The organism is Oceanobacillus locisalsi, from assembly GCF_042675985.1.
Lineage (GTDB): Bacteria > Bacillota > Bacilli > Bacillales > Amphibacillaceae > Oceanobacillus > Oceanobacillus locisalsi.
The window spans coordinates 14,127-30,828 of the sequence record NZ_JBHTKK010000026.1; the positions used below are offsets into that span (position 1 = coordinate 14,127).

Consider the following 16,702-nt stretch of genomic DNA (forward strand, 5'->3'; position numbering starts at 1 on the left):
CTGCTTTCTTCACTGAAAACACGTCATTTTTCTAATAAGAAAAGCATATCATGATATGAAAAGAATGACCATAATTTAAATCAAATATTATGAACTCAACCTTCGCACCTGAGAATAACTTGCTGTTCCAGGATGAACAGGATATAGTGTATAGCTTCCGCTCCGGCCAAGTCCTCCGCTTTCCCATTGGAGTCTACGTGGTTGGCCTGCGCTCTAATAGGATACTACAGCGTTTGGAAGAAATAACATCCTGATGAAGGGAGATGAAAGAATCGCTTTTTAGCCTAAATAAACAATCATTCTGGTGTTTCAAATGGTTGATTTAGCAGTTCACATCATGACAACATGGTCCTCATATCGAGAATCCTTTCATGCACAGAAAGGACTGATTGCAGAACTTTTTACCGTACACCACGAAAAATGTGTTCTGTCTAATCTACCTTTAGTTGTTCAACTATTTCATGCATAGAACATCCCACCAGCGGAGGCGGACCGTTTTGACTCCTGAGGGATCAGCACCCTCTGAAGATCCACTTTTGCCAAGCGCTCTTCTTGGCAAAAGTTAGCTGAAGAGCGTGCCCCTAGGAAAGCAAAACGGTCCGCCGCAACGGTAGCTTGACACCTTACCTTCCAGTCCTAGTCAACGACTGTTTGGAAGAAATAATCTACCCTTAGTTACTTTTAAAGTGCGTAAGTTGAGTTATGAAGAAGCAGTCTATTGGAGCGTATCTCTCTCATTATCCTTTTTATAACAAGAAAACCGAACTAATTCAAACGCCAGATACATGGTCATTTGAATAATAGTTCGGATTCCTTCATCTTTATACAACTGTTTTATACTATTTACGATTTGTTACATTAATTAATATAACCTGCCGGGTTTACCGGGTTCTTATAACCGCCTGGATGAATTTCAAAATGGAGATGGACACCCGTAGAGCCCCCTGTATTTCCCATCACTGCAATTTGATCTCCTTGGCTCACCTTATCGCCATTAGAAACATTAAAACTGTTTAAATGTGCGTACAGCGTCGTATATTCTTCTCCATTGACCTCATGGGTAACCATGACAGTGTTACCGTAACCGCTCATTGTTCCTGCAAAAGCAACTACACCGTCTGCTGCAGAGCGAATCTCTTTATCCGCTTCTCCTCTTTGTCCAAAATCCATTCCATTATGCGGACGGACATCTCCATGGATCGGATGCACCCGATTCGGATCAAAAGGAGATGTTTGCGGACCGGATGTCGGGCGAATAAAGCCGGAACTATTGCTTGGAGCAACACTTTGAGACATCACTTCTCCAGAAGCATGAGCTGCTACTTGCACTTCTTCATCTTCTTTTTCATTATCATTTTCTTCTTCATTGGAATCGTCATTACTTTCTGATGAGTCATCTTTAGAGGAATCACTGCTTTCTGAGGATTCGTCTTCTGAAGAAGTATCCTCTTCCGACTGATCATTCTCTTCTGTCTCTTGTTCTTGATCTTGCTGTTCTGATTCCTGCTGTTGTGCTTCTTCTTGTTTTTCTTGTTCTTCCTGACGGGCTTCTTCTGCCTTCCGCTCTTCTTCGGCTTTCGCTTCAGCCTCCGCACGTGCAGCCTCTTCTGCTTCTTTCTGTTCTATGTCTTCTTTCTTGCTTTCAGCCGATTCCAAAGCAACCTGCTTCGCTTCCGCTTGTGCATCCATTAACTCCTGTTCTTCCTCAGCTGTTAATTTCTCTTCTTCCATATCATCATATTCCATTTCCAGGTCAGCCAATAAGGTTTCTTTATCAGAAACTTGGTCATCTAACTGATCCTGTAATGCGAGCAACTCGTCCTGCTGGTCTTCCAATGTTGCTTTATTTTCTTCGACAGCTACCTTATTTTCTTCGACTGTTGCTTTGCTAGCTTCCAATTCTTCCTGATCATCTTCCAGTTGCGCTTTATCATTCGCTTGTTCTTCTAAAATAGACCGGTCTGAATCCATTACTTTATTTACTGCCGTGCTTCTGGATACAAATTCACTGAAATTTTGTGCCCCGAAAATAACTTCTAAGTATTGAATCTCGCCGCCATTTTGCTGAATACTGCGAAGGCGATCTTTAATGAGCTCGTCTCTTTCCTCAATACGCTCTTCCAAATCAACGATATCATCTTCTAATTCTTCTATTCGATCAGATAATTCTTCTATTTCATTCGTTAAACTAGTAATTTCCTGATTTGTTTCTTCTATTTCATTTTCTTTCTCTGAGAGATCTGATTGTGTCTGGTTTAATTCTTCATCGATGGATGAAATTTCGCTTTCTACTTCATCCTGTTCTTTTTGATTAGACTCCAGCTTCTCCTCAGAATCCGCTTGTTTTTTCTTAGCTTTCTCTTTTTTGGATTCTAAATCAGATTTTTCTTCTTCCAGGTCATTAATTTCATCTTCCACATCTTCTACAGACTCTGCCGAAACAGAATGTATTGGTACCGCTATTGCAAGCAATGTAATCAAGCTGGATACCGTGAATGCCCTCATGCTTCTCATATGTTGTTCCCCTCTCCGATGTTGTTTCTGCATGACATATACCGAAACATGGTTCCTCTACCATATTCAATATATGAATCTATTTTAGAAAAACTCGTATCCACTGCATTTGCAGCGAATGCGAGTTTTTCATCATTGTTTCCGATTATGGAAAGTAATTTATATCTGTTTTTTATACTTTTAAGAACTTACGTACACTCATAACGCTTCCCCAAATGCCGATCAATGCTCCTATACAAAGAACCATTCCTGATAATTGCCAAGCAAATGGATTAAATGGCAGCAGTTCGACAAATTGGAAGGATACAGCAGCTGGGAAATAATTGTATACATAATAGTAGCCGCCCACGATCACAGCTACCGGAACCAAGGAACCAAGGATTCCTAATAATGCCCCTTCCACAAAAAATGGCCAACGAATAAAGGAATTGGTTGCTCCCACTAATTTTTGAATACCAATTTCTGTACTTCTTGCAATGATTGTTATCTTGATGGTATTGGAAATTAAGAATATAGCAGTGAATACCAACGCTACAATTAACCCTAAACCTATTGCTCTGGCATAGTTCGTGAATTCAAAAAGATCATCAACCACTTCTTGCCCATATAATACATTTTCCACATTGTTTAATTCTTCAATTTGGCCGGCAACAGCTTCCGTATCTTCCGGGACAGCAGCCTCCACCGTATACACATGGCTCAGCGGGTTATCCTGTTCAAGCATCACCCATGCTTGTCCTTCATCGCCCATACTATCAATTAAACTATTTAATTCATTTTCATTAGAAGAGAATTGGACTTCTGCAACGCCATCTATTTGTTCTATTTCTTCACCGAGTTCGACAATTTGATCCTCGTCAGCAGTCACATCAATCATCGTGCTGATTTGCACATCTTCTTCAATATTTCTCGCCATTTGGTCCAGATTCAATACTAATGCTAAAAATACTGCAACAAGAATTAAAGTTGTGGTTACTGCTGCAATCGAAGCAAAAGTCATCCAGCCATTCCGGAATATATTTTTCATTCCTTCGCGTAAATGTCTTAATAATGTTCTAAACTTCATAGCCGTAGTCACCCCGCTGTTGATCTCGTACAACATTTCCATCTTCAATTGCAATGACACGGCGTTTAATTGTATTCACAATATGTTTACTATGTGTTGCCATGATGACAGTTGTACCTTTTGAATTAATATCATCTAAAACCTGCATAATGCCCCATGAAGTATCCGGGTCCAGGTTTCCTGTCGGCTCATCCGCTATGACTACCTTCGGGTTATTTACAATAGCTCGTGCAATGGCTACGCGCTGTTGCTCTCCTCCTGATAATTCACTTGGAATCATTTTTGCTTTATCTTCTAAACCTACAAGCTGCAAAACTTCTGTGACTCTGTGTTTGATACTTTTTGGGGATGTTTCAATTACTTCTAAAGCAAAGGCCACATTTTCATAGATAGTCAGTTTTTGCAGAAGTTTAAAATCCTGAAAGACAACGCCGATATCCCGCCGCAAATAAGGGATATGTCTTTCTTTTATTTTACTTAACTCCCGGCCGTTAATGACTATCTTCCCTTTTGTCGGCTTTGCTTCGCGGTAAATCAAACGGATAAATGATGATTTTCCGGCTCCGCTCGGTCCGACAAGATAAACAAACTCGCCGCGGTCGATATGTATATTAATATCGTTCAGGGCTGTTACTCCATTACTATATGTTTTGGATACATTCTCCATTGTTATCATTTCATGACCACCTATTACTATATTATTTCCATTTATGACGAGGCATCTCTACAACATGTTATATATATTTCTAAAAAAACATATTTCGTCATCTCTATTTATTATAATTTGGCTGGTATATTAATCATTTTTATTTGTTATATATTCTCTATGTTTTGCATAAATCGACATCATCTAAATAGATTGAAACGAACAAAAGTAATTATAACATCTCTGCGTATTTTTTGATGAAAAAATCACATTACATTTTTATTTCAATTCGACAAAGCTTGTAATAATTAAAAAGCAGCCTTATTCAATCCCTTCATCATGGTATTTCACGGTTTTTCTTAAATTTGCCATATTTTATATTTTGAGCATGCTGAAATGTTTTGTTTTGTAATAAAAAGGGTATAGAGGGAATTGTTTTTAAAGAAGTTTGGAAGTGGTTGAGTTATTGTTTATATACAGGTTGAAAGAATATATTTTTTCTTCAAGAAGTGAGATTTCTACATCTGAGGAAGCAGCGGGTAATGATGCGATGAAAAAATACAGCCGAGAAATAGAGAGGGGAAATCATAGAAAGAAGAGAAGGAGACAGACGCTTGCAATAATGTAAACGCCTGTCTGTTATTATTGTTCCGTTAACCATGAAGATAATTCCTGCAAATCTTCTCCTTCTACTTGTGTCTGAGGCGGCATACTGCCGGTTCCTTCCTGCACAATATCTTCAATTTGTTCTTGTGAATATTTCGAACCGATGTCAGTCAGTTCCGGAGACCCATTGCCAGAAAGGTCAGCACCATGACAATTGGCGCAATTATTGCGATATACTTCTTCACCGGTTTCCAAGTTTTCTTCGCTTGTATCCGTGGTGTCGTCCGCATTACCGCAAGCTCCAAGCACAAAAAGTATGCCTAATAACAAAGCAGCTATCCCTTTTTTCACGTGTGATCCTCCTTGATTCGTTGTTGCTAACAGTATATCTTTTTTTCATTCTTACTGCATGAAGGATTTTGAACAAAAAAGAACAATTGCCATTAATTCATTTGTGAACGAAGGTACGAGTTAATAAACATATCCAGTTTGCCGTCCATCACTGCCTGGGTGTTCCCTGTTTCCGTATTTGTTCTATGATCCTTCACCATGGAATACGGATGAAAAACATAAGAACGAATTTGACTGCCCCAGCCGATTTCCATTTGTTCTCCACGAATTTCAGCTAATTCTTGCTGCTGTTTTTCTATTTCCATCTGGTAAAGTTTTGATTTTAACATTTTTAACGCCTGTTCCCGGTTTTTAATCTGTGAACGTTCATTCTGACATGTCACAATGATATGCGTCGGAAGGTGCGTAATCCGTACTGCCGAGTCTGTTGTATTGACATGCTGACCGCCGGCCCCGCTGGCACGGTAGGTATCGATTTTTAAATCTTCTGCTTTTACTTCAATATCTACATCATCGTTCATTTCCGGAGTCACGTCACAGGACACAAAAGAGGTATGCCGTCTTCCGGATGAATCAAATGGGGAGATTCGAACCAGACGGTGTACGCCTTTTTCTGCTTTCAAATAGCCATAAACATTATGCCCTTTGATTAACAGCGTAACGCTTTTTACACCGGCCTCATCTCCCGGAAGATAATCAATTGTTTCGATGGAGAAATCATGACTCTCCGCCCAGCGTTGATACATTCGCAATAGCATACTTGCCCAGTCCTGCGATTCTGTACCGCCGGCTCCCGGATGCAGTTCTAATATAGCATTATTGGCATCGTAAGGTTCATTTAATAAGAGCTGTAATTCGAATTGATCTACTTGTTGTTTAAAGTTTTTCAATTCCGATTGCAAGTCATCAAACAACTCTTGATCTTGTTCCTCTTTAACCAGCTCATAGGAGACTTCCAGGTTATCTAATGTCTCTGTGATTTCCTCAAATTTATCAACATAGCTTTTTAACCCATTTGATTCTTGGATGACCGTTTGTGCTTGGCTCTGATCATCCCAAAAACTGGGATCCGCCATAAGTGATTCTAATTCAGCAATTCTTGCCCGCTTCTGATCGAGGTCAAAGAGACCCCCTGAATGCTTCAATTTGTGAAGTTATTTTTTCAAGCTCTTGCTTAATATCTGTTAATTCCATTACAAATTCCTCCTGTTTAAACTTTCGGTTCGCCGCAAACTTATTGTCCGTGGCAGTTTTTATACTTCTTGCCGCTGCCGCACGGACAAGGGTCGTTTCTTTTTACTGTATTGTTTTTTACAACCGGTTTTCTAGACTTTTTCTTCTTGTCTTCTCCGCCCCCGGAAACAGCTTGCGTATTTTTAACCACTTCCTGGCGTTGCAGGTTGTCTTGAATCTGCGCCTTCATCACATATCTGGACACTTCTTCTTCAATGCTTGCAATCATTTCTTCAAACATATTGAAGCCTTCCATCTGATATTCGCGCAATGGATCGTTCTGTCCGTATGCACGTAAATGAATACCTTGGCGCAGCTGATCCATCTGGTCAATATGATCCATCCACTTGGTATCAACTGTACGGAGTAAGATAACTTTTTCAAACTCGACGAATTGTTCCGGTGTCAGTTCTTCCTCTTTCGCATCGTAACGGCGATTCACTTTTTCCATGATAACACTTGTGATTTCAGCAGGTTCTTTTTCCTTCAGCTCATCCTTCGTGATATCTCCCTGTTCCAATAAGTTACCTTCCACATACTCGATAATGGCATCCAGGTTCCATTTTTCTTCATCATGATCCTGGGTATGTGTCGTAACTACTCGTTCCACTGTAGATTGGAGCATATTCGTAATAATCTCACGCAGGTTGGTTTCAGAGTCAATCACTTCAAAACGCTGTTTGTAAATAATCTCACGCTGCTCACGAAGCACATCATCATAAGACAGAATGGTTTTACGCGCATCATAGTTATTTCCTTCCACACGTTTCTGAGCAGATTCTACTGCACGGGAAACCATTTTGCTTTCAATCGGCTGGGTATCGTCCATACCGAGTCTTTCCATCATTGTTCTCAGATTATCTGAACCAAAGCGGCGCATCAGCTCGTCTTCCATAGATAAGAAGAAGATCGAAATACCAGGATCTCCCTGACGTCCGGAACGACCGCGGAGCTGATTGTCAATCCGGCGTGATTCATGCCGTTCTGTACCGACAACCGCCAGTCCGCCCAGCTCTTTGACACCGTCGCCCAGCTTGATGTCTGTACCACGTCCGGCCATGTTCGTTGCAATAGTTACAGCGCCTCTTTGACCGGCATTTTCAATAATCTCTGCCTCGCGAAAGTGGTTTTTCGCATTTAATACTTCGTGTTTTACGCCTGCACGTTTCAACATTTGAGAAATTAACTCAGACGTTTCCACTGCTACAGTACCAACCAGCACCGGCTGGCCAGCTTCATGACGTTCTTTAATATTATTTACAACCGATTTGAATTTGCCATCCATTGTTTTATAAATCTGGTCTGCTTTATCTTCTCTTTGAATCGGTTCATTTGTAGGAATAGCAATAACATCCATATTATAGATGCTTCGGAATTCTTCTTCCTCTGTTTTGGCTGTACCAGTCATTCCGGATAATTTATTGTACATCCGGAAATAGTTCTGGAAGGTAATGGAAGCAAGCGTCATGCTTTCATTTTGAATCTGCAATCCTTCCTTGGCTTCAATCGCCTGATGCAAACCGTCACTATACCGGCGCCCTTTCATTTTACGTCCGGTAAACTGATCAATAATAATGACTTCTCCTTCTTCCACCATATAATCTGTATCGCTGTGCATAGAGACATGCGCTTTTAAAGCCTGGTTAATATGATGGGTCAAAGAAACATGTGATAAATCAAACAAGTTTTCAATACTGAAGAATTTCTCTGCTTTATCAATTCCCTGTTCTGTCATTTGCACTGCTTTCGTTTTTTCATCAAAGGTATAATCGGATTCTTGCTGCAGTGTACGTACAAATCGATCTGCCTGCTGATAAAGCGATGCAGATTTTTTGGCTGAACCGGAAATAATCAATGGGGTACGGGCTTCATCAATTAAAATCGAGTCTACCTCATCAATAATGCCATAATTCAAAGGGCGCTGCACCATCTGTTCTTTATACAGCACCATGTTATCTCTTAAATAGTCAAAGCCAAATTCATTATTTGTTCCGTAAGTGATATCGGCCTGGTATGCTATACGTTTATCTTCCTTAGGGAGGCCATTATGATTCAAGCCGACGGTTAATCCTAGAAAGTCGAACAGCTCGCCATTCACTTTCGCATCACGGTCTGCCAAGTAATCATTGACCGTAATAATATGCACGCCTTCTCCAGACAATCCATTAAGATACGCTGGCATTGTTGAAGCCAACGTTTTCCCTTCCCCTGTTTTCATTTCAGCTATATTTCCGTTATGCAGCGCGATTGCACCAATTAATTGCGTACGGAAAGGACGCATGCCAAGCACGCGTTTAGAAGCTTCACGAACAACCGCATAGGCTTCAGCCAGTAAGTCATCCAATGTTTCTCCATTTGCAATCCGTTCTTTAAATTCTGCTGTTTTATCCTGCAAAGCTTTATCTGAAAGCTTTTCTATCTCAGGCTCTAACGCCTCAACCTTGTCCACTTGTTTTTCAATACGCTTCACTTGTTTTTGGTTCCCGTCACCAAAAATCTTCGTTAATAATCCTGCCATTATAAACGCTCCTCAGTTATTTGAAACTTTTATTGCTTACCGCACTACATTCCAATGCCATTAATATATATGATTTACCTTGGTTTAAAGCACGTGCTCCAAAACGTTTCCCGCTCTTTTGCACTACTTTTCAAAGGTAAGTTATTCATCGTTAGTACACTTACCATTTCTAACTGGTAATAGTCAATAATAGTATCATAACACTTCCTAAACCGTTATGACAACTTACACCCTCCGAGGCATTTTTGACAATGTCTCTTCTCTTGAATAGTCCAAATGAACCTCCAAAGTTTCGAAAAAAAAGAACTGAAATGATTATTCCAGTTCTGCATGAGGCAACCTTGCGGGGGGTTTCTTTCGGAGAGTAGTACCAATCTTGGTTAGACTACTATTATATATTTTCTTTTTGTTCTGAGGATAGTTGTGCGACATTTTTATTGAGGTTCGCTACAAAACGTAATAATTGTTGAATCGTCAGTTCCTGCTGTTTCACCCGTTGTTCGAGTTCATTCAACAATTGTTGATGCATATACTGCATGTGACCGCCTCCTTTTTTCTTTCTAAACCATTTATATCATATGTTTACTTTCCCGGCGAATCGACAAAATTACATTTCTATTTACAGAAATGGCATTTTCCCCGGGAGGAAATGCCATTTTCAAAGCCTGAAAATATAATTCTTATTAAAAACAATACTAAAAATTGAAAAACAATGTTTTTTGACAAAAATTTTATTTTGTTCTATTTCAAATTATCGCTTCACAGACAAAATAACAGCCCGCCGCCTCTATGATAGAAGCAGCAGACTGTTATTTTATCTGCTAAACTATTTTTCTATTTGAGTTTAAACATATGGTTCGATTAAACCATATTTTCCATCACGGCGTTTATAAACCACGTTGGTTTCGCCGGAATCGTCATTGGTAAATACAAAGAAGCTGTGCCCCAGCATATCCATTTGCAGAATAGCTTCTTCCGAGTCCATTGGTTTCAGATTAAAACGTTTTGTACGAACCAATTCAATCTGATTTTCAGGTTCTTCAACTGCCTGTTGCGCTTCTTTTTCCAACTCGGCAAAAGCATGCTTAGGTGCTCCATTTTGTCTAAATTTACGGTTAATTTTTGTTTTATGTTTTCGGATTTGTCTTTCTAATTTATCTACGGCCGAATCTACAGCAGCGTATAAATCAATGTGCTGTACCTCTGCACGCAGTAAGAGATTTGTCATTGGGATGGTAACCTCAATGCGCTGTTCATCATTATAGACACTTAAATTTACATGCACATCGCTAGTGGGAGGGTTATCAAAGTATCTTTCCAGTTTGCTGATTTTCTTCTCAACATATTCCCGAATAGCGTTTGTAACCTCAATATTCTCGCCTCTGATATTAAATTTCATGTAAGTGTCCTCCTTCTTTACTTTTATAAATCTATTATAACACTTTTTCACAAACTTCTCTTGTTTAAACCCTATTTTTTCGTAAACGTTTTCTATCCAATTCTTTCATCCCCTTATATGCAGGGGGTAAGGAGGGATAAAATTTCTATAAAAAATTTAAAAGAGAAAGGAAAATACGCTCCTTTCTCTCTACTTTTTTTTATCTAAAAACATACCATCTGTATTTTGTACACTTTTATAAGGATTTACATAACTTGTTGTCGATTTTTTTTGTTGCTGCACCTGCTTCATTTCATTTTTTAATGCAGTGAAAAGCTGCTGCATCTGTTTTTCGATATGTTGATTCATATGCACAACCGTGCGCCCCAGTTTTTCTTCCTCTTCTGAATAAGGCGGAGCTATAGATTCAAGCAGCTTTCCTCTCTTCTCTATTTTTTCCTGTAATTCCACGATAATTTCTTCGCGGTTATGAGAAGTGATCTCCTGCATTAACAGCTGCTGCATATTTTCTGTTATTTGGTGGATAGGAAATACTCGATTCATCAGATTGAAGCGCCTTGTTTATATTTTTGCTGACGATCCTTCAGAATAACCTGCTTCCAGACATCACGAAATTCTTCGGTATAACCAAGCGCTTCTTCCAGCTTCTCTATATTATTCTTTATATTCGCTTCTTTTAACAGGTTATACATATAATCATATAATGGCAGCATTTGTCGGGAAATCTCCATTTCCATATCAAGCGTCACCATCAGTTCATTGATGATTTTCTGTGCTTTCTGGATATTTGTGTTTTTGGCAGCAAAATCTTTATGTTCCAAATCTTTCATTGCTTGTTTGATAAATTTAATACAACCGTTATAGAGCATTAAAGTCAATTCGCCGCCGGAAGCTGTATTGACAGCATTGTTTTGATAAGCTTGATACGCTTTATTACTGCTCATACCGGGTCACCCCCTTTTTTTATTGTTGTGCTGCTCCGGAAGAAAAGTTTGACATCAGCATGCTGGATTGCTGGTTCATATTGGAAATAGCCCGCTCCATCTCGGAGAATTGTCTCCAATAACGTGCCTCTACACTCTCGAGACGGCGTTCAAAATTTTCAATGCGGTCATTAATATCCTCCATCCGCTTCCCTATCGCATAACCGTCTAATGTCACATTGTTTTCTGTTCCGGCACGCTGGTTGATCTGGCTGATGGTGCTTTCGACAGAATCTTCCAGACGGTTAATTAAGCCTCTGCCTTCCCCTTCTTCATTGTTTAAAAAGAGTTTTTGTACACTTTCTGCGTCTTCTGCCAGCGCCTCGCGAAGACTTGTTTCATCAACAACCAGCTTTCCGCCATTCATATAGTCCGCAGAAGTTTCAATTCCTACTTCGGTTAAAGAAGTAAAAGCTCCCTCATTCTGTACCGTCCCGTACCAGCTGGAACGCATATTGGTCAATCCATTTGATAAGGAAGCTTCTCCCCGTAGCATCCCGCTTTTGGCCTGTTCCTCCCAAAGTTCAATTTCCCGTTCGCTCATGTCCGATTTCTGCTCATCGGTTAACGGCGGATAATCACGAAAAACCTCTTCACGCTGCGACCCGTTTATTTCATCAACAATTTCATTATACGATTCCACAAACGCGGTGATTTTTTCAACCGTATGATCAATATCACTCGTTACGTTTAAAGACGCCTCGCCTTCTGTTTTATTTAAAAATTGGAAGGTAACACCATTCAGCTCATAATGATTATCCTGGGGCTCAACAGTATAAGCACCGTTATAGGTGAATTTTGCATTTTGGGCGCCTTTTTCACCGTTTGTATTTAGACCTAACGCTGTAAATAAGCCGCTTTCATCCATATTAAAGTCAACTTCCGCTCCGCCTTCATTATAAACACCCGTTCTGGTAGCTTCTAAAATCGCTGTATTGGAGTTTTCATCATAGGTCATCCGAACAGGGGCATCTGCATCGTCATTAATCCGTCTGATAACATCCGAGAGAGTATCGCCTTCTTCCATTTCATAGCTATGTTCTTTGAAGAATCTTCCCTCACCATCTTCTTCTCCATATGAAGCATCTTTTCCATATGTTCTAAATGTAATTGGACCATCCAAATTCAGAGGTTCTTTTGGGTCAATCCCTTCCCCAGATTCCCCGACATTAATCGCAGAAGTCGCCAATTTTTCTACTTCAATCCGATATGTCCCGCTGTCTGCCCCGGCGCTTCCTGTGGCAATTACCGCATCTTCCTGTGTAGATGAAATTATTTTTGAATGAAATGTATCACTCATTTTCATATCAAAAATTTTATTTCGATCAAAATCAGCCAATAATTTATTCACATCCCGGAAAGCATCGCGTTTCCACTCTAACTTTGTCCGGTCCTGGTGTAATTTATCAAGCGGTATTCTTTCTGCATCCATTAAATCTTTGACCATTGAATCTGTATCAATACCACTTGCTAAGCCGCCAATTCGCATTATTCTTCACCTCTATATCCTTTTGTCGAAAACTATCCGGTTACCCTTCTTCCTATCTATCTTTTATATCGGCTTTTTTTGGAAATTGTGAAGCGCCAAATGCAATGAAAATAATTCTCCAAAACGAATGCTTTGGTATTACAGTTCCTTTCCTTTCAAAAGGTCTAAGAGATTTTGATCGATTTGAGCTGCCTGGTTATTTTGATTTTTCACATCCACATAAATCTCCTGCCGATAGATATCTACTGATTGAGGCGCACGAATGCCAAGCTTGACTTGATCTCCTTCAATAGCAATGACTTCTATTTCAATATCCTCACCGATTTGAATCGCTTCATTTCTTTTTCTGGAAAGTACAAGCATTATTTCCCCTCCTTTTCAGGGGAAGGCTGGTGAATGGAAGCTCGGGAAGAATAATCATCCTGTTGCAGCACGACCTGTTTAGCCAGATTTTCTTTCACGTGAATCACAATGGGCGCTTTCAAATTAATGGTGCTGTCTGCAAAAGGTTTATTTACTGTAACAATGGTATAAATCGCTACATCGTTACGGTCTTCTATATGTAAAACTTCCATAGCAGAAGGCTCCAGCTCAAATGTATAATCCTGATAAAAATAATAGGGGTCGGTAATGATAAAAGCTAAGCTGGCGTCATCTACCGATTGTAAAATATGAAACATAGGATTATCCGGTAATTCCAGCAGCACAAATTGCCTGACCTCTGAAAATCCGGGGATCCCGGATGGAAAGGTAATTATTTTCGACGTATCAATTTCGATCTCGCCCAGATAGGCAGATGTTATTTTCATGATGCACACTCCTTATATTTTTGTATTCACGATTTCTATGGTTACATCCGGATGCTGTGCAAGGGAGGTTTCCAAGCTTCCGGGGGTATACTGCATGACCGGTTTATTCACACTTCCTTCTATAACCGGCTGATGCACTTGCACCTGTATATCTAATTCTGCCGGTTCATAAGACGTTTCGACCGCAAAAGGAGAAGGAATAAATGTTAATCCCAATTGTTTTTGCTGCGAAAAGCCATTTTCCACTGCTTGTGCCGGAATAGGATTGGCATCATTTTCAATCCGCATAAGCGCATCCCCTTGACGTGCTCTCCGTGCTGTTCCTTCAAGCGCAGCCTGTTTACCTTGCTCGGCATGTCGGGCAATACTTTTTTTGGCACTTAATAGGTTCATATCTTCCCATGCCCGGCTCTGATCAATGTTTAATCTCCCTCTTCTGGTTTGCATGGAGATGTCTGCTTCAGGCTGTCTGATCGTTAAATCACCGGATGGCTGTGACATATGTAATTGCGCCGGTTCGGATTGTATTTGTATTTTTGCCTGCTGCGATTGTATTCTGATTTGCGGAAAATCCATCGCCATTCCCTCGCTATCATTTTTTAAAAACACCCCGCCAGCGGGCAGGGTGTAACGTACCTATCATTTATCAGAAACGCAGCAAAGACTGCATGTCCTGCCTCCGAAAGCGATCCTTTGTCATTAACGTAAAAAGTCAACTAAAGAAGGCTGAATAATCCGGGAGCCTGCTGAAAGTGCTGCCCGATGCAAGCTTTCTTGTGTCATCAAATTCGTAATCGTTTCAGCAAAGTCAACGTCTTCATTAGCAGATAAAGTCTCTGTCGTTACGATTTTTTGATCAGCAAGACGATTTTCGACAAGCTCCAAACGATTCATGCGGGCACCGATTTCTGCACGGGAATCCAGGACCCCATTAATGGAAGTCTCCAAATCACTGATACTATCCTCTATATTTTCTTCCGCTTCCAGGTTATCAATGAATTGCCCCACTGCATGGAATAGTTCGCCATCTTCACCAAAAACCGTTGACCCATTCATATTTGTTTTGACATTGATGCCGCTTGAAACTTCAATCTGTACATCGTCATCGGTGAAATTGGAAGTCACTGCACCATTGTCATCGATGGATACTGGCGGCGTATCCGAATTGGTACCATTGAAAATATATTTCCCTTTCACGTTTGTATTTGCAATGTCTACCAGGTGTTCTTCTAATTGTTTCGCTTCTTCGACGATACTCTGGTATTCATCGCTGCTGTTCGTGCCGTTACTCGCTTTGACAGCCAGCTCTCTTAACCGCTGCAATGCGTTGTTTGCCTGATCAATTGCCGCATCCGTATTGTCCAGCCTGCTGTTTGCCTCTGATGTGTTGCGCTCAAATTGTTCCATTCGGGATAATTCGGAACGATACGAAACACCCTTCATTGCCACCATCGGGTCATCAGAAGGCTTGGATATCTTTTTTCCAGTGTACAGCTGATCCATGTATTTATTCATTTGTGTACTGTTATTGGTGACATTTCGTAATAAGTTATTGGAAAGCATCCCTTGAGTAACACGCATTTTTTAACCTACCTTCCTACTAGTCCCATTCGGTTGATGACGGTATCTATCATCTCATCCATCGCTGTCATACCGCGGGCAGCAGCATTATAAGCATGCTGGAATTTAACCATATTTGTCATTTCTTCGTCTAAGGATACCGCACTGATGGACTGACGCTGGTTATTTACCTGATGCTGTAATGTTGCGGTACTATCCAGCATCGTGTTGGCATGATTGGCGTCTACACCTATTTCACCAATCATCGATTCCAGATAACCATTCACAGAAACAGTTCCATCTCCATCCTCATCACTTAAGTATTCATTCGGTTCTGTGAAAATAGCTGCCAAATCCTTTGCCAAATCACCGTCTCCTGCATTTCCATTGGAGGAAACAATAAAGTCTTCATGGTCTTCCAAAACGACTTCCATCGCTCCGGCTGCTCCTGTGGCATCCGATAATTCGTTAAAGAACGGAACTTCTGTACCGCCCTCCTGATGTATATCATTAAAACGTTTACTGATCGAATAGGCTAAGTTATCCAGCTTCTCCAGCATTTCCGGAAAATCTCCTGTCACTTCCCCGTCTTCCGCATAACCGGAAGCATGTACATAACTTTGTATGCTGCCTTGCGAAGATGTAATATCTGCACCGTTCACAGAGATACTTTCAAATACGGTCATTCCGTCTATTTCGGTATAGACCGGCTGATCAATCTTATTCACTTCTCCCTCCGCACCGTCTACTAACGTTGCCAGCGGGTTGCCGTCTTCATCCTTTACTTTCACTGTGACAGCACCGTCCCCTTGTTTTCCGGAAGGGATATGACTGTCGTCGTACGCTACTTCAATGTTCACGATTCCTGATAAATCATCTAACATATTATCGCGCTTATCGTATAAATCATTTGCATTATAACCGTGCATTTCCAGCTTTTTAATCTGCTCATTCAGCTCGCCCAGACCGGCAATCATATCATTGGCCTGATCAATCGTATTCTCTGTCTCTGTTTGCAGATCAGACCGAATCGTATTCATGGAAGAGGACAGATGATTAAAGGTGTCTGCCAATGCACCGCCGCTTTCCAGTACAACAGCACGGGCTCCGTTCTGCTCCGGATTGGCAGCCGCTTCCTGCAATGAACTCCAAAAATCGCTCATTGCCGCTTCAACACCAGCGTCACTCGGCTCATTTAATAAATTTTCCATTCTTGACAGCGCCTCTGATCGTTCAGACCAGTAACCTACCGATGCATTCTCTGACCGGAATTGCGTGTCCAAAAACTGGTTGCGGAGCCGCTGTACTGAACCAGTTTCCACTCCTGTCCCCATTTGACCGGGCTGATTGGGACTATTCATTCCCGGTGTCGGATAGGCATTCATTGCCTGCATGTTGACACGCTGTCTGGAATATCCAGGTGTATTCGCATTGGAAATATTATGTCCGGTTGTATAGAGAGCACTCTGCTGTGTACTCAGAGCTTGGCGTGACATTTCTAACCCTCGGAACGTGCTCATTCATTCTT

At 40.8% G+C, this 16,702-nt stretch carries 16 protein-coding genes; all 16 read right to left on the reverse strand.

The genetic code is table 11. The annotated features are described in order from the left end of the window. Window positions 1-858: 858 nt before the first annotated feature. Entirely contained in the window at window positions 859-2,514 is a 1,656-nt protein-coding gene (locus tag ACFQ19_RS16865) for a murein hydrolase activator EnvC family protein (RefSeq protein ID WP_379593828.1), read from the reverse strand. Between the two features lie 172 nt (window positions 2,515-2,686). Continuing rightward, window positions 2,687-3,580 carry a permease-like cell division protein FtsX gene (gene ftsX, locus ACFQ19_RS16870; RefSeq protein ID WP_379593829.1) on the reverse strand — a complete coding sequence of 298 codons (894 nt, stop codon included), beginning with the start codon at window positions 3,578-3,580 and terminating at the stop codon, window positions 2,687-2,689. Continuing rightward, entirely contained in the window at window positions 3,570-4,256 is a 687-nt protein-coding gene (gene ftsE / locus ACFQ19_RS16875) for a cell division ATP-binding protein FtsE (protein WP_379593830.1), read from the reverse strand. The genes ftsX and ftsE overlap by 11 nt, the downstream gene beginning before the upstream one ends. 612 nt (window positions 4,257-4,868) lie before the next feature. Next, on the reverse strand, window positions 4,869-5,183 hold the full coding sequence (locus ACFQ19_RS16880) for a c-type cytochrome (protein WP_379593831.1): 315 nt from the start codon (window positions 5,181-5,183) through the stop codon (window positions 4,869-4,871). A 92-nt stretch (window positions 5,184-5,275) separates the two neighbouring features. Continuing rightward, window positions 5,276-6,377 (reverse strand): peptide chain release factor 2 gene (gene prfB / locus ACFQ19_RS16885; protein ID WP_379593833.1). Its coding sequence is split into 2 segments (ribosomal slippage): window positions 5,276-6,304 and window positions 6,306-6,377, totalling 1,101 coding nucleotides; the frame shifts between segments, so codons are not numbered across the junction. A 40-nt stretch (window positions 6,378-6,417) separates the two neighbouring features. Further along, window positions 6,418-8,934 (reverse strand): preprotein translocase subunit SecA, encoded by a 2,517-nt coding sequence (secA, locus tag ACFQ19_RS16890; protein ID WP_379593834.1) that lies wholly within the window; start codon window positions 8,932-8,934, stop codon window positions 6,418-6,420. A gap of 391 nt (window positions 8,935-9,325) precedes the next feature. Beyond that, on the reverse strand, window positions 9,326-9,472 hold the full coding sequence (locus ACFQ19_RS16895) for a hypothetical protein (RefSeq protein WP_379593835.1): 147 nt from the start codon (window positions 9,470-9,472) through the stop codon (window positions 9,326-9,328). A gap of 306 nt (window positions 9,473-9,778) precedes the next feature. Continuing rightward, window positions 9,779-10,333 (reverse strand): ribosome hibernation-promoting factor, HPF/YfiA family, encoded by a 555-nt coding sequence (gene hpf, locus ACFQ19_RS16900; protein ID WP_379593836.1) that lies wholly within the window; start codon window positions 10,331-10,333, stop codon window positions 9,779-9,781. Between the two features lie 189 nt (window positions 10,334-10,522). Beyond that, window positions 10,523-10,876 carry a flagellar protein FliT gene (locus ACFQ19_RS16905; RefSeq protein ID WP_379593837.1) on the reverse strand — a complete coding sequence of 118 codons (354 nt, stop codon included), beginning with the start codon at window positions 10,874-10,876 and terminating at the stop codon, window positions 10,523-10,525. Continuing rightward, window positions 10,876-11,277: a flagellar export chaperone FliS gene (fliS, locus tag ACFQ19_RS16910; RefSeq protein WP_379593838.1), complete on the reverse strand. Its 402-nt coding sequence runs from the start codon at window positions 11,275-11,277 to the stop codon at window positions 10,876-10,878. Before fliS ends, ACFQ19_RS16905 begins: the two co-directional genes overlap by 1 nt. A gap of 19 nt (window positions 11,278-11,296) precedes the next feature. Beyond that, window positions 11,297-12,805 carry a flagellar filament capping protein FliD gene (fliD, locus tag ACFQ19_RS16915; RefSeq protein WP_379593839.1) on the reverse strand — a complete coding sequence of 503 codons (1,509 nt, stop codon included), beginning with the start codon at window positions 12,803-12,805 and terminating at the stop codon, window positions 11,297-11,299. Between the two features lie 138 nt (window positions 12,806-12,943). Further along, complete coding sequence (gene csrA, locus ACFQ19_RS16920; protein ID WP_379593840.1) at window positions 12,944-13,168, reverse strand: carbon storage regulator CsrA; 225 nt, start codon at window positions 13,166-13,168, stop codon at window positions 12,944-12,946. After that, complete coding sequence (fliW, locus tag ACFQ19_RS16925; protein WP_379593841.1) at window positions 13,168-13,614, reverse strand: flagellar assembly protein FliW; 447 nt, start codon at window positions 13,612-13,614, stop codon at window positions 13,168-13,170. The genes csrA and fliW overlap by 1 nt, the downstream gene beginning before the upstream one ends. Before the next feature lie 12 nt (window positions 13,615-13,626). Then, entirely contained in the window at window positions 13,627-14,190 is a 564-nt protein-coding gene (locus ACFQ19_RS16930; RefSeq protein ID WP_379593842.1) for a DUF6470 family protein, read from the reverse strand. Between the two features lie 123 nt (window positions 14,191-14,313). Beyond that, window positions 14,314-15,195, reverse strand: coding sequence for a flagellar hook-associated protein FlgL (flgL, locus tag ACFQ19_RS16935; RefSeq protein ID WP_379593843.1), 882 nt, complete (start codon window positions 15,193-15,195; stop codon window positions 14,314-14,316). Between the two features lie 8 nt (window positions 15,196-15,203). Continuing rightward, window positions 15,204-16,694 carry a flagellar hook-associated protein FlgK gene (gene flgK / locus ACFQ19_RS16940; protein WP_379593845.1) on the reverse strand — a complete coding sequence of 497 codons (1,491 nt, stop codon included), beginning with the start codon at window positions 16,692-16,694 and terminating at the stop codon, window positions 15,204-15,206. Window positions 16,695-16,702: the final 8 nt, after the last annotated feature.